The organism is Ruegeria sp. AM7 (assembly GCF_056535965.1).
Window position 1 is genome coordinate 613028 of record NZ_JBQFJE010000003.1, and the last position, 25275, is coordinate 638302.

23 protein-coding genes are annotated in these 25275 nt (G+C 59.4%); 13 read left to right on the forward strand and 10 right to left on the reverse strand.

The annotated features are described in order from the left end of the window. The first annotated feature begins 2 nt into the window (after nucleotides 1-2). From edd to ACR3EG_RS06750, 3 genes are read left to right on the forward strand one after another with little or no spacing between them, the layout of a single operon-like run. On the forward strand, nucleotides 3-1808 hold the full coding sequence (gene edd, locus ACR3EG_RS06740) for a phosphogluconate dehydratase (RefSeq protein ID WP_480494372.1): 1806 nt from the start codon (nucleotides 3-5) through the stop codon (nucleotides 1806-1808). Between the two features lie 3 nt (nucleotides 1809-1811). Further along, nucleotides 1812-2444, forward strand: a complete 633-nt coding sequence (locus tag ACR3EG_RS06745; protein ID WP_170753812.1) for a bifunctional 4-hydroxy-2-oxoglutarate aldolase/2-dehydro-3-deoxy-phosphogluconate aldolase — start codon at nucleotides 1812-1814, stop codon at nucleotides 2442-2444. Nucleotides 2445-2495: 51 nt separating this feature from the next. Further along, nucleotides 2496-3686 carry a pyridoxal-phosphate-dependent aminotransferase family protein gene (locus ACR3EG_RS06750; protein ID WP_480494374.1) on the forward strand — a complete coding sequence of 397 codons (1191 nt, stop codon included), beginning with the start codon at nucleotides 2496-2498 and terminating at the stop codon, nucleotides 3684-3686. Nucleotides 3687-3775: 89 nt separating this feature from the next. Here ACR3EG_RS06750 and ACR3EG_RS06755 read toward each other — a convergent pair whose 3' ends face one another. Then, nucleotides 3776-4879, reverse strand: a complete 1104-nt coding sequence (locus ACR3EG_RS06755) for a pyridoxal phosphate-dependent aminotransferase (protein WP_480494376.1) — start codon at nucleotides 4877-4879, stop codon at nucleotides 3776-3778. Between the two features lie 93 nt (nucleotides 4880-4972). Here ACR3EG_RS06755 and ACR3EG_RS06760 point away from each other — a divergent pair, with 93 nt between their 5' ends. Continuing rightward, complete coding sequence (locus ACR3EG_RS06760) at nucleotides 4973-6049, forward strand: SMP-30/gluconolactonase/LRE family protein (RefSeq protein WP_480494378.1); 1077 nt, start codon at nucleotides 4973-4975, stop codon at nucleotides 6047-6049. A 58-nt stretch (nucleotides 6050-6107) separates the two neighbouring features. Continuing rightward, complete coding sequence (locus ACR3EG_RS06765) at nucleotides 6108-6890, forward strand: crotonase/enoyl-CoA hydratase family protein (protein WP_480494380.1); 783 nt, start codon at nucleotides 6108-6110, stop codon at nucleotides 6888-6890. Here ACR3EG_RS06765 and ACR3EG_RS06770 read toward each other — a convergent pair whose 3' ends face one another. From ACR3EG_RS06770 to ACR3EG_RS06785, 4 genes are all read right to left on the reverse strand, one after another. After that, the gene (locus tag ACR3EG_RS06770; RefSeq protein WP_480494382.1) at nucleotides 6891-7223 is read right to left on the reverse strand and encodes a DnaJ family domain-containing protein; all 333 of its coding nucleotides are present in this window, start codon (nucleotides 7221-7223) and stop codon (nucleotides 6891-6893) included. A gap of 32 nt (nucleotides 7224-7255) precedes the next feature. Then, nucleotides 7256-8419 carry a benzoate/H(+) symporter BenE family transporter gene (locus ACR3EG_RS06775; protein WP_480494384.1) on the reverse strand — a complete coding sequence of 388 codons (1164 nt, stop codon included), beginning with the start codon at nucleotides 8417-8419 and terminating at the stop codon, nucleotides 7256-7258. Nucleotides 8420-8543: 124 nt separating this feature from the next. Next, on the reverse strand, nucleotides 8544-11663 hold the full coding sequence (locus ACR3EG_RS06780) for a valine--tRNA ligase (protein ID WP_480494386.1): 3120 nt from the start codon (nucleotides 11661-11663) through the stop codon (nucleotides 8544-8546). Nucleotides 11664-11741: 78 nt separating this feature from the next. Continuing rightward, on the reverse strand, nucleotides 11742-12473 hold the full coding sequence (locus ACR3EG_RS06785; protein ID WP_480494387.1) for a dienelactone hydrolase family protein: 732 nt from the start codon (nucleotides 12471-12473) through the stop codon (nucleotides 11742-11744). Nucleotides 12474-12589: 116 nt separating this feature from the next. On the opposite strand from ACR3EG_RS06785, the gene ACR3EG_RS06790 reads away from it, so the two are divergent. Next, on the forward strand, nucleotides 12590-14881 hold the full coding sequence (locus ACR3EG_RS06790; protein ID WP_480494389.1) for a xanthine dehydrogenase family protein molybdopterin-binding subunit: 2292 nt from the start codon (nucleotides 12590-12592) through the stop codon (nucleotides 14879-14881). Further along, entirely contained in the window at nucleotides 14859-15935 is a 1077-nt protein-coding gene (locus ACR3EG_RS06795; RefSeq protein WP_480494391.1) for a DUF2235 domain-containing protein, read from the forward strand. The genes ACR3EG_RS06790 and ACR3EG_RS06795 overlap by 23 nt, the downstream gene beginning before the upstream one ends. A gap of 82 nt (nucleotides 15936-16017) precedes the next feature. On the opposite strand, the gene ACR3EG_RS06800 is transcribed toward ACR3EG_RS06795, so the two are convergent. Both ACR3EG_RS06800 and ACR3EG_RS06805 read right to left on the reverse strand, forming a co-directional pair. Beyond that, on the reverse strand, nucleotides 16018-16482 hold the full coding sequence (locus tag ACR3EG_RS06800) for an NUDIX hydrolase (protein ID WP_480494393.1): 465 nt from the start codon (nucleotides 16480-16482) through the stop codon (nucleotides 16018-16020). Nucleotides 16483-16736: 254 nt separating this feature from the next. Further along, a complete protein-coding gene (locus tag ACR3EG_RS06805) occupies nucleotides 16737-17315 on the reverse strand; it encodes a GcrA family cell cycle regulator (protein WP_480494395.1) in 579 nt (192 codons plus the stop codon). Between the two features lie 126 nt (nucleotides 17316-17441). Here ACR3EG_RS06805 and ACR3EG_RS06810 point away from each other — a divergent pair, with 126 nt between their 5' ends. The 3 genes from ACR3EG_RS06810 to ACR3EG_RS06820 all read left to right on the forward strand — a co-directional run bounded on the left by ACR3EG_RS06810 (nucleotide 17442) and on the right by ACR3EG_RS06820 (nucleotide 19872). Beyond that, complete coding sequence (locus ACR3EG_RS06810; RefSeq protein ID WP_480494397.1) at nucleotides 17442-18245, forward strand: ABC transporter permease; 804 nt, start codon at nucleotides 17442-17444, stop codon at nucleotides 18243-18245. 101 nt (nucleotides 18246-18346) lie between these two features. Beyond that, nucleotides 18347-19456, forward strand: coding sequence for a Hint domain-containing protein (locus tag ACR3EG_RS06815; RefSeq protein WP_480494399.1), 1110 nt, complete (start codon nucleotides 18347-18349; stop codon nucleotides 19454-19456). Beyond that, complete coding sequence (locus tag ACR3EG_RS06820) at nucleotides 19453-19872, forward strand: NusA N-terminal domain-containing protein (protein WP_480494401.1); 420 nt, start codon at nucleotides 19453-19455, stop codon at nucleotides 19870-19872. The genes ACR3EG_RS06815 and ACR3EG_RS06820 overlap by 4 nt, the downstream gene beginning before the upstream one ends. Here ACR3EG_RS06820 and ACR3EG_RS06825 read toward each other — a convergent pair. Continuing rightward, on the reverse strand, nucleotides 19844-20752 hold the full coding sequence (locus tag ACR3EG_RS06825; protein ID WP_480495909.1) for a DMT family transporter: 909 nt from the start codon (nucleotides 20750-20752) through the stop codon (nucleotides 19844-19846). The two genes, ACR3EG_RS06820 and ACR3EG_RS06825, sit on opposite strands and share 29 nt — an antisense overlap. A gap of 288 nt (nucleotides 20753-21040) precedes the next feature. On the opposite strand from ACR3EG_RS06825, the gene ACR3EG_RS06830 reads away from it, so the two are divergent. Both ACR3EG_RS06830 and argF read left to right on the forward strand, forming a co-directional pair. Continuing rightward, the gene (locus ACR3EG_RS06830; RefSeq protein WP_480494403.1) at nucleotides 21041-22228 is read left to right on the forward strand and encodes an acetylornithine transaminase; all 1188 of its coding nucleotides are present in this window, start codon (nucleotides 21041-21043) and stop codon (nucleotides 22226-22228) included. A gap of 28 nt (nucleotides 22229-22256) precedes the next feature. After that, on the forward strand, nucleotides 22257-23183 hold the full coding sequence (argF, locus tag ACR3EG_RS06835) for an ornithine carbamoyltransferase (RefSeq protein ID WP_480494405.1): 927 nt from the start codon (nucleotides 22257-22259) through the stop codon (nucleotides 23181-23183). Here the strand turns inward: argF and ACR3EG_RS06840 are convergent. Further along, nucleotides 23180-23776, reverse strand: coding sequence for a ferric reductase-like transmembrane domain-containing protein (locus ACR3EG_RS06840; RefSeq protein ID WP_480494407.1), 597 nt, complete (start codon nucleotides 23774-23776; stop codon nucleotides 23180-23182). The two genes, argF and ACR3EG_RS06840, sit on opposite strands and share 4 nt — an antisense overlap. 3 nt (nucleotides 23777-23779) lie before the next feature. Next, nucleotides 23780-24259 carry a twin-arginine translocation pathway signal gene (locus tag ACR3EG_RS06845; RefSeq protein ID WP_480494409.1) on the reverse strand — a complete coding sequence of 160 codons (480 nt, stop codon included), beginning with the start codon at nucleotides 24257-24259 and terminating at the stop codon, nucleotides 23780-23782. A 149-nt stretch (nucleotides 24260-24408) separates the two neighbouring features. Between ACR3EG_RS06845 and ACR3EG_RS06850 the strand changes: the two genes are divergently transcribed. Beyond that, nucleotides 24409-25251, forward strand: a complete 843-nt coding sequence (locus ACR3EG_RS06850; RefSeq protein ID WP_480494411.1) for a phytanoyl-CoA dioxygenase family protein — start codon at nucleotides 24409-24411, stop codon at nucleotides 25249-25251. The last annotated feature ends 24 nt before the right edge of the window (nucleotides 25252-25275 follow it).

The window sequence follows — 25275 nt, forward strand, 5'->3', positions numbered from 1 at the left end:
ACATGGTTCATTCTGTAGTCACCGACGTCACCCAACGTATCATTGACCGCAGCGCCGATCTGCGCGGCCCTCACTTGGAACGGATGGAACAGGCCAAGTCCAAAGGCCCGGCCCGCGCGCACCTGTCCTGTAGCGGTCAGGCCCATGCCTATGCGGGCGCGGGCGAAGACCAACAATCAATGGCTACCGGCACGGCTGGCAATCTGGGCATCGTCACCGCCTACAATGACATGCTCTCGGCCCATCAGCCGTTCGAGCGCTACCCGGCCCTGATCCGCGATGCGATCCGCGCAGCGGGTGGTACGGCGCAGGTCGCGGGTGGCGTTCCCGCCATGTGCGATGGCGTCACACAGGGCGAGGCGGGGATGGAACTGTCGCTGTTCTCGCGCGATGTGATCGCGCTGGCCACCGGCGTGGCGCTCAGCCACAACACCTATGACGCTGCCGTTTTCCTCGGCGTCTGCGACAAGATTGTCCCCGGCCTGATCATTGGCGCGCAGGCATTTGGCCATCTACCCGCTGTCTTCCTACCCGCCGGTCCCATGACCAGCGGTCTGCCGAATGATGAAAAGGCCAAGGTCCGCCAAAAATTCGCGACCGGAGAAGTCGGCCGCGACGAACTGATGAAAGCCGAAATGGCCGCCTATCACGGCCCCGGCACCTGCACCTTTTATGGCACCGCAAACACCAATCAGATGCTGATGGAGTTCATGGGCCTGCACCTGCCGGGTTCCAGCTTCGTCAACCCGAATACCCCCCTGCGAGACGCGCTGACCGAGGAAGGCGCGCGCCGCGCCCTGTCTCTCAACGCGCTGGGCAATCACTATACCCCCGTATGCCAGATCCTCGACGAACGCGCTTTTGTGAACGGGATTGTCGGCCTGATGGCCACAGGGGGGTCTACCAACCTGCTGATCCACCTGATCGCCATGGCACGTGCGGGCGGGATCGTACTGGACTGGCAGGATTTCTCTGACATTTCCGCCGTGGTGCCTTTGGTCGCGCGGGTCTATCCCAACGGTTTGGCTGATGTGAACCATTTCCACGCCGCAGGCGGGCTTGGCTATTGCATCGGCACTTTGTTGGAGGACGGCCTGCTGCACCCCGATACGCTGACGGTCGCAGGGCAGGGGCTGCATAACTACACCAAGGAACCCAAGCTGAAAGATGGCGAGTTGGTCTGGAAAGAAGGCGCGGGCCAAAGTCTGAACGAAAAAATTCTCCGTCCGGCCAGCGACCCGTTCCAACCCACCGGTGGCCTGTCACGCCTGACGGGCAATCTGGGAACGGGCGTCATGAAGGTCTCGGCTGTCGCGCCGGAACATCAGGTGGTCGAGGCCCCGGTCCGCGTGTTCCACGACCAAGATGCTGTCAAAGCCGCCTTCAAGGCAGGAGATTTCACTGGCGACACCATCGTAGTCGTTCGCTTTCAAGGGCCAAAGGCCAACGGAATGCCCGAACTGCATTCTCTGACGCCCATGCTGTCGATCCTGCAAGGCCGCGGGCACAAGGTCGCGCTTGTCACAGATGGTCGCATGTCGGGCGCTTCCGGCAAGGTCCCCGCTGCGATCCATGTGGTTCCCGAGGCGCTGGACGGTGGTCCCATTGCCTGCCTGCAAGACGGCGATATCCTGCGCGTTGATGCGGTAAAAGGCGATTTGGAAATCCTGACGCCCGGCGTGTTGGATCGCCCGCCCGCCACCGCCGACCTCAGCGCCAATCAGCACGGCGTCGGGCGTGACCTGTTCGGAGCCTTCCGCCAGAATGTCGGGTCCGCCGACACCGGCGCCAGCATTTTCGGAGTGTAAAACATGTCCAAAACCCAACGCACCCGCGAGATTTGCGCACTGGCCCCGATCGTCCCGGTTCTGGTCGTCGATGACGCTGCACAAGCACGGCCTCTGGCCGAGGCGCTTGTCGCAGGTGGCCTACCCGCGCTGGAGGTCACATTGCGCACCCCCTCGGCGCTCAGTGCGATCCGCGCCATGGCGCAGGTGCCGGGCGGTGTGGTCGGCGCAGGCACGCTGATCACCCCCGAAGACGTCCGCGCCGCGAAAGAGGCAGGTGCTCAATTCGGTGTCTCACCGGGCGCAACCGATGCGTTGATCGCAGCGTGTGAGGCCGAGGGCTTGCCGCTACTACCTGGTGCCGCCACCGCCTCAGAGGCGATGCGTCTGCTGGAACAGGGCTACGACATGCTTAAATTCTTCCCGGCCGAAGCGTCCGGGGGCGCCCCGGCGCTTAAGGCTATTGGCGCGCCCCTTCCGCAAATCACATTCTGCCCAACAGGTGGCGTGTCTCCGTCAAATGCACGCGACTACCTGTCCTTGTCGAATGTTGCCTGCGCAGGCGGTAGCTGGGTCGCACCCAAACAGATGGTCATGGATGGCGACTGGACCGGCATCGAAAAACTTGCACGTGAAGCGTCGCAGCTGATGGATTGACGCCGCGCCGGACGTCACTAAATTGGGCGTCAATTCAGACAGGTTGACCCCATGACAAACCACATCTCTCTCGCGCAGGGGCGCGAGTATCTGGCCATTCCGGGCCCCTCAGTAATGCCCGACGCAGTGTTGCAAGCGATGCATCGGCCTTCGCCCAATATCTACGATGGCGAACTGATCGAGATGATGCCCGCCCTGACCGCCGACCTTAAACGTGTGGCCCGAACCGACCACCATGTGGCGATTTACATCGCCAACGGTCACGGTACGTGGGAGGCAGCCTTGTCCAACGTGATCGCCCCCGGCGAAACGGTGCTGGCCCCTGCATCGGGTCGGTTCACCTATGGCTGGGCAGAAATGGCCGAAGGGATCGGGGCCACGGCGCAGGTAATCAATTTCGGCACATCCTCGGCGTGGGACTTCGACCTGATTGCCGAGGCCCTGCGCGCCGACAAAGCGCATGAGATCAAGGCCGTACTGGCGGTGCATGTGGATACGTCGAGTTCGATCCGCAATGATATCCCGGCTCTGCGGGCCCTTTTGGATGACCTGAACCACCCGGCGCTGCTGATGGCAGATTGCATCGCCTCGCTGGGCTGCGACCGGTTCGAGATGGACGCATGGGGTGTCGACGTCATGGTCACCGCCTGCCAGAAAGGGTTGATGACCCCGGCTGGCATCGGCTTTGTCTATTTCAATGAAAAAGCGGCCGCCAAACGCGCCACCATGCCCCGTGTTTCGCAATATTGGGACTGGATACCCCGCACCCAGCCTGAATTGTTCTACCAGTATTTCAATGGCACGGCACCGACGCACCACCTTTATGGCCTACGCGCGGCGCTCGATCTGATCCACGCCGAAGGGATCGAACATGTCTGGGCCCGCCACGAACGTCTCGCCACAGCCATTTGGGCGGCCTGCGAGACATGGGCCGATGGTGGAACCCTCCACCTCAACGTCGCCGACCGCACTTACCGCAGCCATGCCGTCACCGCGTTGCGCCTGAGCGACGGGCAGGGAACCCCGCTGCGTCAGTTCACCGAAACCCAACTTGGCCTCACCCTTGGAATCGGGTTGGGGATGGAGGATTGGGACGGCTGCTTCCGCCTTGGCCATATGGGTCACGTAAATGGCCAAATGGTGATGGCGATGCTTGGCGGGATGGAAACGGCCATGGCAGCCCTCAATATTCCTCGCGGCACAGGCGCGCTGGAGGCTGCTGCTACGATCTTGGCTGCGTGAACAGAGGGTCCGCTCTTCATCTGGCCAAAAATACCTTCGGGGGGAATCGCGCATAGGCGCGATGGGGGGCAGACAGCCCCCCTATGCGATCAGCCGCCCCGCGCTACGGCCAATGCCTCTGGCAGCGCGGCTGCAAACAAATCCAGATCAGAAACCGCGCCACAACAGACCCGAATGCAACGGTTCTGGGGCGCCACAAATGGCATTCGAACAAAAATACCCCGAGCGACCAGTGCCTCCAGCACAGCTTTGGCAAAAGCCCCATCCCGGCCACAATCGATTGCCACGAAATTCGTGGCCGAGGGCAAGGCTTTCAACCCATTGTCCCGCGCGATCTGTCCAATCCGATCGCGCGCGTCGGTGATCTTCGCCTGAACATGTTCCAACCATTCGGAATCCTGCAGTGCCGCCAGCGCACCGGCTTGCGCCGCGCGATTCATCCCGAAATGGTTGCGAACCTTGTTGAACGCCGAAATTAAACCGGGCGCAGCAATCGCATATCCCACCCGCGCACCCGCCATGCCATAGACTTTGGAAAATGTGCGCATTCGGATCACCCTAGGATCACCGGCATCAATCGGCGCAGCAGTACCTTCTGGCGCGCATTCTACGTAGGCTTCATCCAGCACCAATAAGCATCCTGCGGGAAGTTTCTCCATTGCAGAAACGATGTCTGCGCCCATGTGCCAACTGCCCATCGGGTTGTCTGGATTGGCCAAGTAAACCAACTTGGCGTCAACCTCTGCCGCCTTTGCAAACAACGCGTCAAGGTCTTCATGGTCACCACAATAGGGTACCTTGTGAAGGATCCCTCCGAACCCGGCCACGTGATAGTTAAAAGTCGGATACGCCCCGTCCGAGGTCACCACCGCATCGCCGTGATCAACGAACAAGCGCACAAGATATCCAAGAAGACCGTCAATTCCTTCCCCCACGACGATATTCTCAGGCGCGACGTCGTGATGGTCGGCCAAAGCGTTCCGCAAATCATAGTTCTCGGGATCGCCGTACATCCAGATGCCGGTGTCGGCCATCGCTTCGATCGCCCGTGGTGAGGGGCCGAAAACGCTTTCATTCGCACCCAATCGGGCCACAAATGCTGCGCCCTGCTGCCGCTCCTGCGTTTCGGGGCCGACGAACGGCACTGTGGCAGGCAAAGACAGGGCAAGAGGAGTGTATCGAGGTTGGGTCATGTGGGCAGATAAACGTAAGGTCACCCGTCAGGCAAGCTTGTGTTCCAAGCTGTCGCCGCGCAGTCTGCTTGCAAGGCAGCGGGAGGAACATTCATGCGCATCGTATTCGGCCTGATTCTGATCGGGCTTGCCTATCTGGTATTCTGGCCGGTTGATGTTGATCCCGTCGCATGGGAGCCCCCAAAAGCCCCGGAATTTTCCGGCGAATTTGCGGAAAATAACGCGCTGGATAAGCTGGAGCTGATCCGCCTGCCCGAAGATGCAGAAGGCCCTGAAGACCTTGCAATCACGGAAGATGGGGCGATCTACACGACTGCGTTGTCCGGTGCGCTGTACCGCATTGATGGGGATGCGCCGGAAAAAGTGGATGATCTTGGCGGTCGCCCGCTGGGGCTGAAGGCGGGACCGGATGGGGCGCTTTACATTGCCGACAGTTTCCGTGGCCTGATGCGCTGGACCGGCCCCGGTACGCTGGAAACGCTGGTTTCCGAGATTGCGGGTGCGCCGGTGGTTTATGCCAATCAGTTGGATGTGGCGCAGGACGGCACGGTCTATTTCTCGAATTCTACCGATCGGTTCGACCCCGAGACAATGGGCGGCACCAAGCCAACCTCGGTACTGACCATTTGGGAGCAGTCGGATACAGGCTATGTGGCCCGACGCAATCCTGACGGCAGCACCGAGAAAGTGGCTGAGGGGTTTGTCTATACCAACGGGGTCGCCCTGTCCCCGGACGAAGACTTTCTGCTGATCGCCGAAACCGGTCGCGCGCGCGTCCACAAGCTGTGGCTACAGGGTCCGAAATCTGGCCAGCGCGAGGTTCTGTTGGATAACCTGCCGGGCTATCCGGACAATATCGAGGCGCAGGGCGACGGGACCTACTGGATGGCGTTCGCCAGCCCGCGCGTGCCAACCGAGGCGCTTATGCCTTATCCATTTCTGCGCAAGGTGATCTGGCGACTTGGGCCAATGGTAAGGCCGGCACCGATTCACAGGGGAATGCTGATTCAGTTCGACGGTGAAGGAAACATCCTTCAGAACCTGCAAGATCCGGGCGGGCGGCTGGGTATCACGACCGGTGGACGGGTCGTGGGGGAAGATTTTTATGTCATGACGCTGGATTCGCCGTGGTTTGGTCGGATGTCTGCATCAGACCTGCCCCCACGTTGATCTGGAACTTGACGATCCTTCGGGGCATTGTTGTGCAAACCTGAATTGAGAGGCCCGCATGTCACGCGTATCCGTCGAATACAAAGATCATATCGCCCACGTCACGCTGACGCGCGGCGACAAGATGAATGCGTTGGATGATGCGATGATCAAAGCCATCCTGAACGCGGGTCAGGAAGTGGCCGCCTCGGACGCGAGGGCGGTAGTCCTGTCGGGTGAAGGCAAAAGCTTTTGCGCCGGGTTGGACATGGCCAGTTTTGCCAAGATGGCGCATATGGATCCGTCGGAATGGTTGATGACACGCAGCCATGAAGACGCGAATGAGATGCAGGAACTCGCTTTGATCTGGCGGCGTTTGCCCATGCCGGTGATCTGTGCGGTCCACGGCGTGGCCTATGGCGGTGGTTTGCAGATCGCGCTGGGCGCAGATATCCGGATTGCCCATCCCGACACCAAATTGGCGGTGATGGAGATGAAATGGGGCATTATTCCCGACATGGGGGGGATGGTGTTGCTGCCCAAACTGGTGCGCACGGATGTGCTGCGCCTGCTGACCTATACTGCGCGACCCATCGGCGCGGCGCAGGCGGAGGAATGGGGACTGGTAACCAAGCTTTCAGATGACCCGCTGACCGAAGCGATTGCGCTGGCTGAAAACATAGCCGGGCAAAGCCCCTCAGCCGTGCGCGCTGCAAAGCGCCTGATCGACTTAGCCGAAACTCAACCACGTGCCGAGGTGCTTTTGGCCGAATCTTCAGAACAGGTTGAGTTGATCGGAAAGCCCGAGCAGATGGAGGTCATCGCAGCCCAGATACAAGGCCGCAAGCCGGTCTTCAAGTGATCACCGCATGAAGGTGCGTCGCGCATCTCGGGCCATGTTATAGCGCATTTCCAGATCAGCGATGCGCGCCATCGCCCGCTTGCGGGCATTCGGATCGGTCAGCTTGGCATAGTCCTTGCGGGCGGTATCGAGGTCTTTCTTGATCGCAAATTCCTGGGGCAGAACACCCGCCTGCGCCATAATCCTGTGACCAGCTGCGACGGCTGGATCGCACTGCGCCTCGGACGAACGATCAGGCAGAGGTTTGCCTTCCCCTTCAAGGCCCCGCAATTGCCCTTCGGCTTGCGCCTTCCTGATCTGGCGTTCAATGAGTTTTCCAAACGATCCAAACATGGGCTGATTATAGGTCAGAGCAAGGCTAAGCGCTAGCGGATGCGGTTCGACACCAGATAGGCGAGCCCCCCTGCGAGCAAGCCCCAAACCGCGGCCCCCAGACCAAAGACCGAGATACCCGAGGCCGTGATCGCAAAGGTCAGAATAGCGGCCTCGCGCTCGTCCGGAATCTCCAGTGCGGCGGCGGTGGCGTTGGCCAGCACTCCGATCAGCGCAATTCCGGTCAGGGTACCCATCAGCAGCGGATCAGCGTGTAAGGCAAAGCCGGTTATGGCCACAGCGAACACGCCGAAGATGCAATAGAACACGCCCGCCATCACTGCCGACCAATAGCGTTGGGTAGGGTCGGGGTGACTGTCTTCGTTCGAACACATCGCAGCGGTGATCGCAGCCAGACAGGTGGCCGGTGCGCCAAACGGCGCCGACAGGATGCTGGACGCGCCAACGGACGAAAACAACCGACCCGATGCGGGCTTATAGCCAAAGCTGCGCATCACCGCGATACCGGGGATGTTCTGGGTGGCCATGGTGACGATGAACAGCGGGATGCCGATTCCGATGACCGAGGCCAGCGAGACTGTGGGCATTGTCCACACCGGGGCCGACACCCATTGCGTTGGCGCCACCGATGCCTCACCCGCGCTCAAGATGACCATGATCGCTGCGGCCACCACAGCTGCGGGCACGGCAAACAGGCGGTTGATCCGACCGGCGATGAACCATGTCAGGATTACGGGCAGCGCCTGCCAGGGCAACTCGACAGCGGCTTTGAACGGGACGATACACAACGGCAGCAACACACCGCCCAGCATCGCCTGCGCCAGTGTTGTGGGGATCGCGGCGGCGAGCCGGCCCAAGGGTCTCCACAGTCCGGCCAGTACCGTCAACGCGCCTGCACAAAGAAAGGCCCCCGTGGCCTCGGCAAACCCGGCGGCAGGCATGGCGGATACGGCCAGCAGCGCAGCGCCCGGCGTGGACCATGCCACGCTGATCGGCTGCCGGTACCATAGGCTCAACCCGATTGCCGTCAGCCCCATCGCAATCGCGGCCATCATCAAACCGGACGCCGACTGCGCCGCTGATGCCCCCATCGCGGCTAGCCCTTGCAACACGATTGGGAAGGAACTGAAAAAGCCGACAATCGCGACGACCAACCCGGTCGAGACGGTCTGGAGCGGAGGGGCTGCGCGTGTCATCTGGGCCTCGGGCGTTGTCCTGTGCCAGAGCTAACAAGCCTTTGAACCACGCGGCAAGCCCTTTGATGGCAAAAGAAAACCCCGCCAAAGGGGCGGGGTCTGCTTGAGCGTATATGCCTGAAGATCAGGCGATCTCGGCCAGCCGGGCCAGCGCCTCGTTCAGTTTGGCTTCTTCTTCCTCGCGGGCGGCGAGGTTGGCTTTAGCTTCCTCAACTACCTCTTCCGGGGCCGAGGCCACGAATTTGGGATTGTTCAGACGCCCGCGCAGGCCGCCCAACTCCTTGGCCAGTTTACCCTTGGCTTTTTCCAGCCGTTCCTTTTCGGCACCAATGTCGATGATATCGGCCAGGGGCAGACCGAAGGACGCGCCGGGAGCGGCGATCGAGATGGTGCCTTTTGGCAGCTCATCGGCCTTGGTCAGGCTGTCGATGCGGGCCAGTCGTTTGATCAGTGCCTCGTTCCGGTCCCATGCGGCTTGGCCATGGGCGTCGATCTCTGTCACCAGCATCGGCACATACAGCCCCGCCGGAACCCGCATCTGCGCACGGGCCGAGCGGGTGTTTTCGATGACCGAGATCACCCAGTTCATCTCACGATCCGCTTCCGCGTCGACCAGTTCGGTGCCATAGGTTGGCCAGTCGGCGTGGACGGCCATTTTCGCGCGGTCGCCGGTCAGGCCCCACAGTTCTTCGGTGATGAACGGCATGATCGGGTGCAGCAGGACCATGCACTGATCCAGAACCCAGCGCATGGTGGCGCGGGTCTCGGCCTGCGCCTCGGCGTCGTCGCCTTGCAGCAGGGGTTTCGACAGCTCCACATACCAGTCGCAGACCTTGCCCCAGACAAAGGCGTACAGCCCGTTGGCCGCATCGTTGAAACGATAGCTTTCCAGCGCCGCGTCAACCTCGGCCCGCACGCGGGCGGTTTCGCCGATGATCCAGCGGTTCACGGCGGCTTTGGGCTTCAGGTCGGCCACGTCCAGCTGCGGGACGGCGTCGGTGAAGACCTCGTTCATCTCGGCAAAGCGGACGGCGTTCCACAGTTTGGTGCCGAAGTTGCGATAGCCGGTGATGCGCTCCTTGGACAGTTTCAGCACGCCACCGATGGCCGCCATTGAGGCGTTGGTGAACCGCAGCGCGTCGGCGCCGAATTCGTCCACGATCTCCAACGGGTCGATCACGTTGCCAGTGGTCTTGGACATCTTCTTGCCCTTCTCGTCACGGACGAGCGAGTGCAGGTAGACGGTGTGGAACGGGATTTCGTTCACCACGGCCAGTTGCATCATCATCATCCGGGCGACCCAGAAGAACAGAATATCCGCACCGGTGATCAGAACGTCGGTGGGGAAGTAGCGCTCCAACTCCTCGGTCTGTTCGGGCCAGCCCAGCGTGCCGATAGGCCAAAGGCCGGAGGAGAACCACGTGTCGAGGACGTCGGGGTCGCGCCACAAAAAGAAATCGTCCGCCTCGCTTCCATGGGGATCAAGCCTTTTAAGCTGCCTCTGTGCGATGCCCGCATCATCTACTTCATGGATTCGATGAAGGGCGAAACTGCCGACCCCGTTTTCGCGCTCAGTACCATAGAAATCGGTTGCCAATTTTTGCGCGGTTTTGAAGTTTGCGGCGCAGAACGACACCGGGCTATCGAAATCCCATTCCGTCTTGCGAACAACGACTCCGTCAATCTCATTCGCTTTGTCTGATTTGACGCCCGGACCATACCAAACCGGAATCTGATGCCCCCACCACAACTGGCGCGAGATGCACCAGGGCTCGATGTTTTCCAGCCAGTGGTAATAGGTCTTCTCGCCCGACTCCGGGATGATCTTGACCGTGCCGTCCTTGACCGCATCCAGCGCGGGGCCAACGATCTTTTCGGCGTCCACGAACCACTGATCGGTGAACATCGGCTCGATCACCACCTTCGAGCGGTCGCCAAAGGGCTGCATGATCGGTTTGCTTTCGACCAGCGGGACCAGCGCCGCCGGGTCGTCATCCTCGCCCAGCTTGGTGCCCAGACGCGGGTCATCGGCGCGGGTCATCACGGCCAGACCGTCGGCGGTGATTTCCTCAACGACTTTCGCACGCGCCTCGAACCGGTCGAGGCCGCGCAGGTGATCGGGGATCAGGTTGATCGTGTCGATTTCGTTCTCGGTGAAGTCTTTGCCGCGGGCGTATTCCCGCGCCAAACCCGCTGCCTCGGCATAGGGCGCGCCATCGGCCCGCATCGCGCCTTTGGTGTCCATCAGGCGGTACATCGGGATGCCGCCGCGCTTGGCGACCATGTTGTCGTTGAAGTCATGCGCGCCGGTGATCTTCACCGCGCCCGAGCCGAAATCGGGATCGGGATACTCATCGGTGATGATCGGGATCTGGCGGCGGTGCTCTTTCGGACCAACAGGTATTTCGCAGAGTTTCCCGACGATTGGCGCATAACGTTCATCCGATGGATGAACTGCAACTGCACCGTCGCCCAACATGGTTTCAGGTCGCGTGGTGGCGATTGAGATATAGTCGCGCTCTTCCTCAAGCACGATATTCCCATCCTCATCCTTTTCGACATAGGTATAGGTCTCGCCGCCGGCCAGCGGGTATTTGAAGTGCCACATATGGCCGGGCGTTTCGATATTCTCGACTTCCAAATCCGAGATCGCAGTCTCGAAATGCGGGTCCCAGTTGACCAACCGCTTGCCGCGATAGATCAGGCCCTTTTCGTACATATCGACGAAAACCTTGATCACCGCGTCGTGAAAATTCGCAGAGTTTTCGTGGCCGGTGCGCGGATCACGCGGTGCGCCCGCCATGGTGAAGGCGTTGCGCGACCAGTCGCAGCTGGAGCCCAGCCGTTTTAACTGTTCAATGATCGTGCCGCCATATTCGCCTTTCCATTCCCAGACCTTGTCCAGAAACGCCTCGCGCCCCAGTTCGCGGCGACCGGGTTGCTGGGTAGAAGCCAGCATCTTTTCTACCTGCATCTGGGTGGCGATACCGGCGTGGTCCTGTCCGGGCTGCCACAGCGTGTCGAAGCCGCGCATCCGGTGCCAGCGGGTCAGGATATCCTGCAGCGTGTTGTTGAACGCGTGGCCTACATGCAGCGCACCCGTCACATTGGGCGGCGGGATCATGATGGTAAAGCTTTCGTCGCGCGAGCGGTTCGCGCCTGCCTTGAAGGCTCCGGCCTGTTCCCAGGCCTCGTAGATGCGGGCCTCGGCCTCGGCCGCGTTGAATGTCTTTTCCATCGCCATGGGGTGCGTCCTGCGTCATCAATCTTGGGTCAGCGATTGCAATAGCGAATGGAGGCGGGAAGGGGAAGGGTGCGTGTGCTATCCGGCCTGTGCAAATCGGGCACGGAAGTAATCCTGCACCCTCTGATAGGCCGGTTCGTGGAAATCCAGCGTCAGCAGAGAGTGATCCTTGCCCTCATATTCCTGCGTTTCAAGGTCGTCACCAAATGCGTCTTGTAGCCCACACATCAGCCGTTTCGGGGCCAGCTTGTCATCCGCATAACGCATTGCAAGCCCCGGGCCTTTGGCAGCCATGCCCGCGCGGGCTTGCGCGACATCATCGGGGCTCATGTGCAGTTCATCGCCGCCGAAGATCGGCAGAGCGGGCTGGCTGGCGACGCCGCCCAGAACCGCGTCCTCAGCCATCATGGTCAGGGCAAAGCTTCCGGTCAGGCACATACCGATGACACCCACGCCTGCTGCGTTGTCGCGGGACTTGATTTCGGCCGCCAGCGATCGCATCCAGCCCGCAATGGGGCTCTGACGGCCTTTGAGGAACATGTTGAACTCGCGCCGGACGCAGAACAGTCGGGCCATGTTGCGGCCCATTGTGACTTTGCCATAGGTGCCGAACATATGCGGAAGGTAGACACGAAACCCCGCCCCGTTCAGGCGTTTGGCCAGATCCAGCGTTTCCGGCCCGATCCCGGGCAATTCCTGCAGGATCAGGATGGGTGGACCCTCGCCCCCGGCATAAACGTCATGGGTTGCGGTCTTACCGCTCGTCATCGCGGCAGAGAAAGGGAAAACGGTATCATGTGTCCAGGTCATGGGGTCTGAGGCTATCGGAATCCCGCAGAACTTAAAGTCCAAACCCCTGTCTTTTTCTGGACATCGCCCACACGCGGGCTAGGGTCGCTTTCGGAACCGCGCAGGAGGGTCGCCCCATGGAAAAATTCGGCAGAAGCCAGCCCGTCAAACGGACCGAGGATCAGAGGTTTCTGACCGGGCAGGGGCACTACATGGATGATGTTGTACCAGAAGGTGCCCTGCACGCCGTGTTTGTCCGCTCGCAGGTGGCAAACGGAGTGATCACGGCGCTTGATCTGGACGCCGCGCGCGCGGCTGATGGGGTTCGGCTGGTGATGACGCTGGAGGATCTGAAAGAGGCCGGGATTGACACCGTGATCAATGCGGCGACGGTCAAGAACCGGGACGGCTCGCCCGCAGCGGCGCCTGCGCGTCACATGCTGTCGACCGACCGCGTGCGCTTTGTTGGCGAACCGATCGCGGTGGTTATCGCTGACACCCAAGCTCAGGCCCGCGACGCCGCTGAACTGGTCTTGGTCGAGATTGACGAATGCCCCGCCAAGCTGGACGTGGATGCGGGCGGAGAGACCTTGCACCCCGAAGCGCCGGACAATCGCGCCTTTGACTGGGGTCTGGGCGACGAGGCCGCGACCGAGGCCGCGTTCCAGGCTGCGGCGCATACTGTATCGCTCAATGTGGTGGATAATCGGGTCATAATTGCCTCGATCGAGCCGCGCGGTTGTCAGGCCAACTGGGTCGATGGCCGCCTGCATTTTGCCTATGGCGGGCAGGGGGTTTGGGCCATGCGCGCTCAACTGGCGCAAAAGCTGCGGGTTGAGCCTGAAGACATCCGCGTCACCACTCCGGATGTAGGCGGCGGCTTTGGTATGAAGGTGATGCCCTACCCGGAATACTTCTGTACGGCCGTTGCAGCGAAGACGCTGGGCAAACCCGTGCACTGGATGTCCGACCGGTCCGAGGCGATGCTGTCCGATCATCATGGCCGCGACCTGACCTCTCTGGCTGAACTGGCCTTTGATGCCGATCACCGGATCACCGCCTATCGCGTTCACAGCAAGATCAATCTGGGGGCCTATAACAGCCATTTCGGGCAGGCGATTCAGACCAGCCTGTTCAGCAAGGTGCTGATGGGCGTCTACGACGTCCAGACGACCTATCTGCGGGTCGAAGGGTTCTTTACCAACACCACACAGGTCGATGCCTATCGCGGCGCGGGCCGCCCCGAGGCGATTTATGTGCTAGAGCGCGTCATGGACCGTGCCGCGCGCGAACTGGGCGTGGACCCGTGGGAGTTGCGCCGCAAGAATTTCATCCGCCCCGAGGCGTTTCCCTACACTTCTGCCACGGGCGAGACCTACGATGTGGGCGACTTCAACATGATCCTGTCCCGCGCGGGCGAACAGACTGAGGGGTTTGCAGCCCGTAAGGCCGCCGATGCCGAACACGGCCTGATCCGGGGGCAGGGCCTGTGTTACTATATCGAAAGTATTTTGGGGGACCCTTCCGAGAACGCGAAAGTGGAGTTCTGCGAGGATGGCACCGTGAACCTCTATGTCGGCACCCAATCGAACGGGCAGGGGCATGAGACGGTTTATGCCCATTTCCTGTCCGATCAGACCGGAATTCCGGTGGGCCGGATCAATGTGGTGCAGGGCGACAGCGATCAACTGCCCCATGGTGGCGGTACTGGGGGGTCTCGGTCCGTTACGGTGCAAAGCACGGCCACACTGGCGACAATCGACGTCATGATCGCCGCATTCACGCCCTATCTGGCCGATAAAATGGGGGTGGAGGAAAGCGATGTGCGTTTTGACCACGAAACCTTCCGCGCGCCGGGGTCGAACATGACGCCCACCCTGACCGAGGCTGCGGAGATGGCGCGCGCCGATGGCCGCACTGATCTGCTGCAACATCACGCCCGCGCCAACCTGGATGCGCGCAGTTATCCCAATGGCGCACATGTTGCCGAAATCGTTATTGATTCTTACACCGGAGAAACCTGGGTTGACCGCTATACAGTGGTCGATGATTTTGGTAACCTTATCAACCCGATGCTGGCCGAGGGGCAGGTGCATGGCGGTGTGGTTCAGGGGATCGGACAGGCGCTGACCGAGCGTGTTGTGCATGATGCGCAGGGGCAACTGCTCACGGCTTCGTTGATGGACTATGCCTTGCCGCGCGCCGCCGAGATACCCATGATTAAGTTTACCTCGGCGCCGGTTCCGTCAACTTCAAACCCGATGGGGATGAAGGGATGCGGTGAGGCCGGCACCGTGGGCGCGCTGGCTGCAGTGGCAAATGCGGTTCAGGATGCGCTCTGGGATCACGGGGTGCGACAGGCGGATATGCCTTTCACACCTCAAAGAGTATGGGAGTTGCTGACGCATGGATCTGTCGCGGCTGAGTAGAAAGGTACTGGGATGGCTCGGACGGCCACTGCGGTCCGAACACTCAGCCGAGTCGCGCCACCGTGAACCGATCAGCCATGTGATTATCCTCGACGGGACCATGTCGACGCTGGAACCGGGGTATGAGACCCACGCAGGCCAGACCTTGCGCCTGTGTTGTGAAATGGGCAGCAAGGTTTCTGTCTTTTACGAATCCGGGGTTCAGTGGGAAAGCTGGAAGTCCTCGCTGGACGTGATGATGGGGCGGGGGATCAACCGCCAGATCAGGCGTGCTTACGGCTATCTGGCCTCGCGTTATAAGCCCGGCGACCGGATTTACTTCATCGGCTATTCGCGCGGGGCATACGGCGTGCGCAGCCTTGCCGGGGTGATCGATTTGATCGGGTTGCTCAAGGCTGAACACGCGACCGAGCGGAACATCAAACAGGCCTATCGCCACTATGAATGCAACGCCAACGGCAAGGCGGCGGCTGAATTTAGGCAAGCCTTCTGCCACGAGGATGTGGCGATCGAAATGGTCGGCGTCTGGGACACGGTCAAAGCGCTGGGCCTGCGCTTGCCGCTGCTGTGGCGCTGGGCCGAAGAACGCCACGCCTTTCACAACCATCAGCTCGGCCCCGCCACGCGCCACGGCTATCACGCCATGGCACTGGACGAGACCCGCGAAGTGTTCGAGCCGGTGCTTTGGAAGTGTACCCCGGGTTTCAAGGGTCATGTGGAACAAGTCTGGTTCCGGGGCACGCATGGGGATGTCGGCGGTCAATTGAACGGGTTTGAAGAGGCGCGTCCGCTGAGCAACATCTCTCTGATCTGGATGCTGGACAAGGCCGAGATGCACGGCCTGCCCCTGCCCGAAGGCTGGCGCGACCGCTTCCCGACCGATACATCGGCGCGGTCAGTGGGCACATGGCGCGGCTGGGGCAAGATTTTCCTGCTGCGTAAGTACCGAAAAGTGGGGCGTGACCGGTCCGAGCGGCTGCATGTGTCGGTCTCGCCAGAGGATTTGCCCCGCTGGATGCCCATGCCGGATTTGCCGTCACATCCGGCGCAGTGAATGGCTGTCATGTGCCAGTGGCTTTAAGATCACCGAAACTTCAATGTCAGGTTTGAGGCCATTGAGCCGAACCTAATATGTTTTAGACTCCTGCAATCAGAAGGTGTTTGCTTGGGGTTCGTTTGACGAATTCGTCTTCTATCCAGCGAAGTACGCGCCGTTGGCCACCAAAGGCCACCATCTCAATAGCTTCGTGGAAACTAACCCATCGGTAGTCACTGTGTTCATGATTCAGTACTACCGTCGCGGAAGCATCCACGAATGCGACAAATACGGGCGCTATAGTAATCGCATCGCGATCTGGTTCATAAAATTGCTCGCATATATCGGCTGAATACAGATCATTGGGTTTCAATCCAGTCTCTTCGAAAAGCTCTCGTACAGCCGTTTGAAAGGCCGTTTCACCATCTTCGATACCGCCCGCAACTTGACACCACTCGCCTATCAGTGACTGTGTTCTCTTTAGGAGCAGAACTTCGTACTGTGCGTCCGTTTTTCGAACAGCTACGAGCGATGCAAGGAACGATCTGATCGGAATTTCTGCCACGAACCAGCCTCTGTATCCGGTGATTTGCAGTGCTTTGTAGTCGATTTAGTTTAGACGGCAAAGTTTCGCTTTGTCCGCACAGCCAACGCTCCGGTCTAAAACACCCTCGCAGCTTTCCGCGAGGGATGTTCTCTGTCAGAGCTCGTTACGCCTTGTGTCGTTCTTGACTATGCAACGCTTCCAGCAACAGGCGTCGCAAAACGCCCGCGCTCTTTTGACCCCTGCAATAATGAATTAGGCTCTGGCGTTCCCAATCACCGCCGCCGGTCGCGACGTGAGCTCATGGGCTGGAACGCCACGCCCACATGCGCCTCGCAATAGGGTTTGCCTGCTTCAACCGGCAGGCCGCAGAACCAGAAATCCTCGGTCGCGGGGTCGCCGACGGGCCATTTGCAGGTTTTCTCGGTCAGTTCCATCAGTGTCAGCTTCTTGGCCTTCTTCTCGATCTCATTGACCTTGGCCAGCGCCTCTGGGCTGATCTCGTTTGCCGAGGGCTGCGGCGGAAGTGGCTGACCGGCGGGGATGATCTGGCGGCGGGCGGGCACGGCGGGCTTCGCCTCAGCAGCTGGGGCAGGTGCGGGGCGCGCGGGTTCGGTCTTTGGTGCAGGTTTCGGCTTGGCCTCGGCCTTGGGCGCTGCGGGGGCCGGTTTTTCCTTGGGCTCGGCCTTGGCGGGGGTGGCTCCGGTGGCGCGGTTCGACAGACCCAGACGGTGGACCTTGCCAATAACCGCATTGCGGGTCACACCGCCCAGTTCCTTGGCGATCTGGCTGGCCGACTGGCCCTCGCCCCACATCTTTTTAAGCAGCTCTACACGCTCGTCAGTCCAGGACATCATTTGCCTTTCAAAAGCGGAAAGCGGCCCCGGATTCGGGCCGCCTTGGGAAATCGTCTCAGCCCCCTATTTTAATCACTGCCGCCCGAGTTACAAGCGGTCTTCGAATCAGGTCAGAGGCAGAGCATGCAGATTCCCGCAGAACACACCGAACGTCGCTTTGGCAGGGTCAACTGGATGGGTCTTTACACGCTGTCCAGACGTGAGACCCTGAGGTTCATGTCCGTTTGGACCCAGACTTTACTTGCCCCATTGGTCACTGCCGGATTGTTTCTGCTGATCTTCAATATTGCCATCGGCCCCAGTCGAGCAGCAGTGATGGGGGTTCCGTTTTTAACTTTTCTGGCGCCAGGGATCATGATGATGACAGTGATCCAGAACGCGTTTGCCAATACGTCCTCTTCGATGATGGTTGCTAAAGTACAGGGCAACATCGTTGACACCCTCATGCCGCCTCTGTCGCCGTTTGAAATCCTTCTGGGCTATCTGGCCGGAGCCATCGTGCGCGGGGTGCTTATCGCATCGGTCGTGGCCGTCGCGCTGGCTTTGGTGTTGGGAATCGTGCCGAAATATCCTCTGATCGCGCTGGTATTTGTTGTCTTCGGTGGAGCATTGATGGGTGCTTTGGGCTTAGTGGCTGGGATTTTCGCCAACAAGTTCGACCAGATGGCCGCAATTACCAACTTTATTGTGACGCCTTTGGCTTTCCTGTCAGGCACGTTTTACTCGGTTCAGGCATTGCCACCAGTGCTGAATGTCCTCAGCCATGCAAACCCGATTTTCTACCTGATCGACGGATTGCGCTTTGGAATGATCGGGGTTTCTGACAGCCCAGTATGGGTAGGGGTGGTGATCTGCGGTGTGGCTACGCTCGTGATTGGCGGTTCGGCGTGGACAATGCTGCGGACAGGCTACAGATTGAAATCGTAGAAGCGGAAAAATCCTTAAAGTGAGAAAATTTGGTTAAATGTTAACGGCTTGTGTGTTAGACGGTCGTTGCAGATAACAGGGCGCGGTCTGAAAGGCTGAACATGCAGGAATTGATTGTTGGGGGCGACTTTGAAAGCCCCGGTATTTCGGATGCCAGCAATTTCCAGATTTTCGGATCCTATGGGTCATGGACAGGCACGGAAATTGAGATTGGCCGCGAAAACCTGTTTCTGAACACAGGCGATACGACGAACTTGGTTCTGGAGCTTGATGGTAACCGAAACGAAACCTCTGTCGCGGAACAAACCTTTACAGTCACTGGTGACAACAAATCTGCAACACTCAGCTTCGATATCGCAGCTCGTCAAACCGGCAGCGGTGGTCCTTTTGATGATCCTGTGTTGGTCGAAGTTCTCGACTCCAATAACAACGTTATTTTTACGCAGACCGTGACGCCCACTTCTGATGGGTCATTCACACGGGTAGAGTTCAATTTCGATTTTGGTGCCGAAGGCGACTATACTTTGCGATTTACCGAAGGGGGGGATGACAACAGCCTTGGCAGCATCCTCGATAATATTTCGCTTATGGTCTGTTTTGCCGCCGGCACGCGGATCAAAACGCCGCACGGTGATGTAAGGGTCGAAGATTTGCGGGTCGGTGATCTTGTGTCGACGTTGGAAGGTGAAGCAAAACCTATCCGGTGGATTGGCTCCAGAACCCTGGATCGGTTTGATCTTTTGGCCAATCCGCACATGCGTCCGGTTCTGATCCGCCAGGGCGCTCTGGGGCAGGGGATGCCCAATCATGATCTGAAGGTGTCACCACAGCACCGGTTGATGTTGCGATCCAAGGTGGCTCAACGGGTTTTGGGCGACGCGGAAGCGCTGGTTCCTGCCAAAAAGCTAACTCACCTGCCCGATATCGACGTTCAGGCGGACTGCACTGAAGTCCAATACTTTCATTTTGTCCTGGAAGAGCATTCGATCGTCATTGCTGAACACGCCTACACCGAGTCGCTGTACACCGGAAGCGAAGCGCTAAAGATGCTGGGTCCTGACGCTTTGGAAGAGCTGGCATTCCTTTTCCCGGAACTGACCGTTACCCAACCGACACCTGCACGCCCATTGCACTCGCGCGGCAAGCTAATCGAAAAGATGTGCCTGCGGCTTGTGCAAAACCAGAAACCGGCGGTGGAGCTTGCGCGATGACCACATCGTCTCTTGTCGAAGGCGGCACCACCATAACGCTTGAGACGGACCGGACGCTGCTGACCTTGGCTGCCAAGCTCGCCGAGAAACAAAGGATGTCGGCACAGGACGCCATTGGCGAAATCGAGCAGGCCTATACACGTGCGGCCGAGGCCGAGCATGGCCCCGAGTATCTGTTCTGGGCAAAGATTGGAAAAGATGGTGCGATTTCTGTCGCTCAAGTCCTGAAAATTGTTGAGGTCTTGACTGACCAATACCGCGAAGTTGCTCTTTCAGACGCAAGAAACAATTTCCCGGATGCGCAGATTGGCCAGTTTGTTGTCAATGTAATTGACCCGGTCCACCCACCTAAGGTCGCGCATTGGCTCAGCCCGCGCGCCACGGATATCAGCGGTTTGGATCTTTCCTTGAGGTGATCGGGGGGGTGGTACGCGCCTCGCGCCAGACCAGCACCAGTCCACCGGACAGGATGATGGCAGAACCGGTCAGGCTGATATGATCCGGCACTACGTGAAACACGGTAAAATCGTAAAGCGCAGCGAACACCAGGGTGGCATAGCTGATCGGCGCCACAAACGACGCATCGGCACGTGCCATGCCATTGACAAAGCACGCTTGCGCGCAGGCCATCAGCACGCCGATTCCCGCCAATGCGGCCCATTGTTCTGATGTAGGCATTCGGAAAACGAAACTGACTGCGACTGAGGCGATCGTTAGTCCCATCGCGTTGTTGATCAGCAGGATCTGCAATGGCACCTCGCGACCCGCAAGTTTTTTAATGAATATTAGTTCCATCCCGATAGATGCCGCGGCTGCCAGCGCCAGCAAGGCTGCAGATTGAAAGCTGTCGGGCGTAGGGCGCAGCAGAACGAGAGCCCCCGCCAGAGCGACGGCGGCGGCGAGCCAGCGCCAGGGGCCAATGCTCTCTTTTAGGAGTGGAATGGCCAGGATCATCGCAAAAACCGGGTTCAGGAACGAGATCGCTGTGGCATCCGAGATTGGTATATACGCAACGGAAGCAAACATCAGCGTGATGCCGACCCACCCAAAGCTGGTGCGCCCGATATGTAGACCCCAATGTGGACGACTGAGGCGCGGACGCAAAACGCCAACTGTGCAGGCGATCACCAGAAATGCGAACAGAAAGCGGCCGTGGCTGATCTGCATCGGGTGCAGAGGCGGGCCAAGCTCGTCGGTTCCAAGGGCTTTGGCCAGCAGGGTTGTTCCTGCCAACAGCGCACTGGCGGCAAGGATCAGAAGGGCCGCAAGGGGCGGGTTGTGGCGCGCAGGTGTCATGGTCAAGCGGTGGGGCACTCTTGGTCAAATGACAAGTGTCAATTTCACACAACAATCGCATTTTGAGTCGTGCGCAATTTTGGGGTTCCCTGACCGGGCGCGCCCCGCTATACGACGGGCATGATCAAAAACGCGCATATACTGCAACTCCGACGCCGACGCATCGCTGCGTAACCGGCCCGTTTGATCTATTGCGCTGTAAATCCGCGCAAACCTCACCAAATCAGTTGACGACAAGGGCCTTCGTGTATCACTCACGGGGCTTAACATATCGAAAAGGATGATCCGATGATCCCGTCCGTTCTGCCGACCTATAACCGTGCGCCCCTGACCTTTGTGAAGGGCGAAGGCGCTTGGCTGACCGAGGCGGATGGCCGACGTTTTCTGGACTTGGGCGCCGGGATCGCGGTGAATGCGCTGGGGCACGCGCATCCGGCGCTGGTCAATGCGTTGACGGAACAGGCGCACGCGCTGTGGCATGTTTCGAACCTTTATAACATCCCGCAACAGCAGGCGCTGGCCGACAAGCTTGTTGAACATACCTTTGCCGATACGGTGTTCTTCACCAATTCCGGGACGGAATCGTGCGAGTTGGCCGTAAAAATGGCGCGCAAGCATTTCTACGACAAAGGTCAGCCCGAGCGGGTCGAGATCATCACCTTTGACGGCTCGTTCCACGGTCGGTCTTCGGCCGGGATCGCAGCGGCCGGGTCCGAGAAGATGACCAAGGGCTTTGGCCCTCTGCTGCCCGGTTTCGTACATGTCACGTTCGGCGATCTCGACGGTGTGACCAACGCAATCACCGCCCAAACTGCTGCGATCATGATCGAGCCGGTGCAGGGTGAGGGCGGTATTCGTCCCGTGCCAGATGCAGAACTCAAAGCCCTGCGCCAGATTTGCAACGACAACGGCCTGTTGCTGATCTTTGACGAGGTACAATGCGGCGTCGGCCGCACCGGCAAACTGTTCGCCCATGAATGGGCAGGTGTGACGCCGGATATCATGATGGTTGCCAAAGGCATTGGCGGAGGCTTCCCCTTGGGTGCCGTTCTGGCCACCGAGGCTGCGGCCAACGGTATGACTGCGGGCACACATGGGTCGACCTATGGCGGTAACCCGCTGGGCTGCGCCGTGGGGTGCGCGGTGATTGATCAAGTATCGACGCCTGCATTCCTTGAGGGTGTGAACCGCAAGGCGGGCCTGCTGCGGCAAAAGCTGGAAGGGCTGATCGCCGATCATCCTGATGTATTCGAAGAGGTGCGTGGCGCTGGCCTGATGCTGGGTCTAAAATGCAAGCCCACCAATATCGATGTGGTCAACGCAGGCTACGACAACGAAGTTATCACCGTCCCCGCCGCCGACAATGTGATCCGTCTGCTGCCACCGCTGACCCTGACCGAGGACGACATCGCGCAGGCCGTGATCCGTCTGGAAAAAGCGGCCGCGCAGGTTGCTGCAAACATGGCCTCGGCCTGAGAGATAATTGAATAAAAAGTGACATGATATGAACCACTTCCTTGATATCCACAAAACCGACGCCGCCGCGCTGCGTGGCATGATTGATCAGGCCAGCGCGATGAAACAGGCGCGCCTTGGGCAACCCAAGGCGGCGCTGGATGATGAACAACCGCTCAAAGACCGGATGGTTGCGCTGATCTTTGAAAAACCTTCGACCCGGACACGTGTGTCCTTTGATGTGGGCGTGCGCCAGATGGGCGGGCAGACAATGGTGCTGTCCGGAAAGGATATGCAGCTGGGCCATGGCGAAACGATCGCCGACACCGCCCGCGTGTTGTCGCGCTATGTGGACATGATCATGATCCGTACATTTGACGAGACGATCCTGACCGAAATGGCCGAGTATTCGGACGTGCCCGTTATCAACGGCCTGACCGATCGTACCCACCCCTGCCAGATCATGGCCGATGTCCTGACGTTTGAGGAACACCGTGGCCCCATCGCGGGTAAAAAAGTGGTCTGGACCGGCGACGGCAATAACGTCTGCGCATCGTTCCTGCACGCGGCGGGTCAATTCGGCTTCAACCTGACCTTCACTGGCCCTGCGCAGTTTGATCCCGAGGAAGAATTTATGGGATTTGCCCGTCAGAAGGGGTCGCGGATCGTTGTGGAACGTGATCCGTTCAAAGCGGTTGAGGGGGCCGATCTGGTCGTAGCTGACACTTGGGTCTCGATGCATGACAGCCAATCCGCCAAAGAGCGTCGCCACAATCTGCTACGCCCCTATCAAATCAATCCCGAACTGATGTCTCATGCCAAGCCGGATGCGCTTTTCATGCACTGCCTGCCGGCCCACCGTGAGGAAGAAGCCACGTCCGAGGTCATGGACGGCCCGAATTCGGTGATTTTCGACGAGGCCGAGAATCGCCTGCATGCGCAAAAGGCAGTCATGCGCTGGTGTTTGGGCGTTTAACGTATGGAAACATCCCAGACGCGTAATCTGACGAGCGTTCGCGCGCTCGTCAGTAAGATCAAAACGCATAGTATGATCTTGCTCATGATCTCCATCGTGCCTTCGATCAGTAGAGCGTGGATTATGCTGCCTGCGATAGTTACTGATGCCAGCGTGGTGTGCGTCAATCGCCAGACCCGAAATCGAAGCGCTGTGCGCTGACGCAATATCCCCAGCGCAGCGGCCGCGAATGCTGTCCACATCGCGATCACGCCCCAAGCCGAGAATGGCGTGGGCGACGTGAAGGTGAGGGCATCAACGACGTCCGGCGGGCTGGTGATCCATAACCCTCCGACGTGGATCACAATCGCGCCCACCAATGCCATCCCAACCCAGCGATGCAGATGGCGGCTGAACACAGGCGTAAGACCGGGTAAGTCTTTTGCGGCCAATAGTGGCTGCAACAACAAAAGGCTCAGGCAGGCGACACCCGCAAAACCTGCCGCGATATAGACCGGATCCCGCCACGCGAGGTATGGGCTGAACCCAGCGGCAATGACCGGGATCAATACGACGGCGATCAGAACCGCCCAAATCGCCGTGATCTGACGCATGTTTCAGGCAGGTTGAAGTACGAAATGTGCGGCAAGTGTTTTGTCCCTCGCACTGGACATCACCGGGCGCAGGAACACCGTTTTGAATTCACCGCTGTCATAGGCCAGATGGCCATGCGGTTGGCCAAATGCAGGCACAATCTGCGGCATCTCCAGCCGAAACTCTCCGTTGGCATCTGTCAACGTGGCCCCGTGGCTTTCAGGGTCACGTTCATGGCCTTCGGTTGTGTGGGCCCAGATCTGGATGCGCTGGCCGGGTAAAGGCGCGCCATCGCCCGCGCGGCGTACAGTTCCGGTCATCCAGAAACCACCGCCTCCGATCAGTTCAACGATCGGCGCGCCCGCGCGATAGTTGTTGGACCCGCCCCGCATGGAGGGTGTTGCCGCCAAGCCCTTTGCCCGAGCAGGCACAAACAGACCCGAGGCCAACACGGCCCCTCCGCCCGCGATCAGAGAGCGACGGGTGAATGATGAACGGGTCATGGAAACCTCCTGAAGCCTGCAACCATGTAATAGATAGCACGCTTGCCATCCATTCCGAGGGGTGTTTGCGAATTGTGAATTCCTTTGACGGATGGCCAGTCGGCTGTAATCCTGACCTACAGGACGTTGTTGCCCATGAGACCCGCCACATGACCCAAACAGATCGCATCACCCCAGACGAAATTGCCGCTTTTCAGCGCGATGGGGCAGTTGTTCTTAGATCCAAGTTCTCGACCAATTGGCTTGATCTTTTGCGCGCCGGGATCGATGCCGATCTGGCCAACCCGACCGACAATTTTGCCCGTCATACCAAAGACCTGCGCGCGCCCGCGTATTTCGAGGATTACTGGGCTTGGAACAAGATTCCTCAATTCCGGGATTTCGTCCATAACTCGCCCTGTGCGTCGCTTGCTGCACAGCTTTTGGACGCCGAAGCGATCAATCTGGTCATGGACAACTGGTTCCTGCGAGAGGCGGGATCCACCTCGCGCCCACCGTTTCATCAGGATTTGTCCTATTTCGATTTCGAAGGGACAATGTGCGTTTTGTGGCTGCCGCTTGAACCCGTCACCAAGGAAAACGGTATTGCCTTCGTCAAAGGCTCGCATTTATGGGACAAACTGTTCATGCGCGTTCGTTTTGCTGACGGCCACCCAAGTTATGAACCGACCGAAGTTGCTGGACGTACATACCATCCACCGCCCGACGTAAACGCGGACCCAGATGCTTTTGAGCTGTTGCAATGGGATATGGCGCTTGGGGATTGTATCTTTTTTGACATGCGAACCCTGCATGGCGGGCTGTCCTCGGTCACACCAACCCAGACGGTTCGGCGGTTTACTTTGCGAATGACGGCACCGGACGGGGTGATCCGGTATCGTGGGGACTGGGCCAAAGGCGAACGCGCACAGTTCGAGGCCGCAGGATATCGCGAGGGTGATCGCATCGCGGGGCCGTTTTTTCCGCAGTTGTGGCCTCGTCAGGTTAGCTGATCTCATCAACTGGGTTGGGGGCCA

Coding starts and splice junctions, on each gene's coding strand:
- edd (WP_480494372.1), top strand. CDS start 3: ATGGTTCATTCTGTAGTCACCGACGTCACCCAACGTATCATTGACCGC.
- ACR3EG_RS06760 (WP_480494378.1), top strand. CDS start 4,973: ATGCGCATCGTATTCGGCCTGATTCTGATCGGGCTTGCCTATCTGGTA.
- ACR3EG_RS06775 (WP_480494384.1), bottom strand. CDS start 8,419: ATGACACGCGCAGCCCCTCCGCTCCAGACCGTCTCGACCGGGTTGGTC.
- ACR3EG_RS06810 (WP_480494397.1), top strand. CDS start 17,442: ATGCAGATTCCCGCAGAACACACCGAACGTCGCTTTGGCAGGGTCAAC.
- ACR3EG_RS06840 (WP_480494407.1), bottom strand. CDS start 23,776: ATGCGTCAGATCACGGCGATTTGGGCGGTTCTGATCGCCGTCGTATTG.
- ACR3EG_RS06750 (WP_480494374.1), top strand. CDS start 2,496: ATGACAAACCACATCTCTCTCGCGCAGGGGCGCGAGTATCTGGCCATT.
- ACR3EG_RS06785 (WP_480494387.1), bottom strand. CDS start 12,473: ATGACCTGGACACATGATACCGTTTTCCCTTTCTCTGCCGCGATGACG.
- ACR3EG_RS06770 (WP_480494382.1), bottom strand. CDS start 7,223: ATGTTTGGATCGTTTGGAAAACTCATTGAACGCCAGATCAGGAAGGCG.
- ACR3EG_RS06825 (WP_480495909.1), bottom strand. CDS start 20,752: ATGACACCTGCGCGCCACAACCCGCCCCTTGCGGCCCTTCTGATCCTT.
- ACR3EG_RS06745 (WP_170753812.1), top strand. CDS start 1,812: ATGTCCAAAACCCAACGCACCCGCGAGATTTGCGCACTGGCCCCGATC.
- ACR3EG_RS06815 (WP_480494399.1), top strand. CDS start 18,347: ATGCAGGAATTGATTGTTGGGGGCGACTTTGAAAGCCCCGGTATTTCG.
- ACR3EG_RS06755 (WP_480494376.1), bottom strand. CDS start 4,879: ATGACCCAACCTCGATACACTCCTCTTGCCCTGTCTTTGCCTGCCACA.
- ACR3EG_RS06830 (WP_480494403.1), top strand. CDS start 21,041: ATGATCCCGTCCGTTCTGCCGACCTATAACCGTGCGCCCCTGACCTTT.
- ACR3EG_RS06795 (WP_480494391.1), top strand. CDS start 14,859: ATGGATCTGTCGCGGCTGAGTAGAAAGGTACTGGGATGGCTCGGACGG.
- ACR3EG_RS06790 (WP_480494389.1), top strand. CDS start 12,590: ATGGAAAAATTCGGCAGAAGCCAGCCCGTCAAACGGACCGAGGATCAG.
- argF (WP_480494405.1), top strand. CDS start 22,257: ATGAACCACTTCCTTGATATCCACAAAACCGACGCCGCCGCGCTGCGT.
- ACR3EG_RS06805 (WP_480494395.1), bottom strand. CDS start 17,315: ATGTCCTGGACTGACGAGCGTGTAGAGCTGCTTAAAAAGATGTGGGGC.
- ACR3EG_RS06765 (WP_480494380.1), top strand. CDS start 6,108: ATGTCACGCGTATCCGTCGAATACAAAGATCATATCGCCCACGTCACG.
- ACR3EG_RS06780 (WP_480494386.1), bottom strand. CDS start 11,663: ATGGCGATGGAAAAGACATTCAACGCGGCCGAGGCCGAGGCCCGCATC.
- ACR3EG_RS06850 (WP_480494411.1), top strand. CDS start 24,409: ATGACCCAAACAGATCGCATCACCCCAGACGAAATTGCCGCTTTTCAG.
- ACR3EG_RS06845 (WP_480494409.1), bottom strand. CDS start 24,259: ATGACCCGTTCATCATTCACCCGTCGCTCTCTGATCGCGGGCGGAGGG.
- ACR3EG_RS06820 (WP_480494401.1), top strand. CDS start 19,453: ATGACCACATCGTCTCTTGTCGAAGGCGGCACCACCATAACGCTTGAG.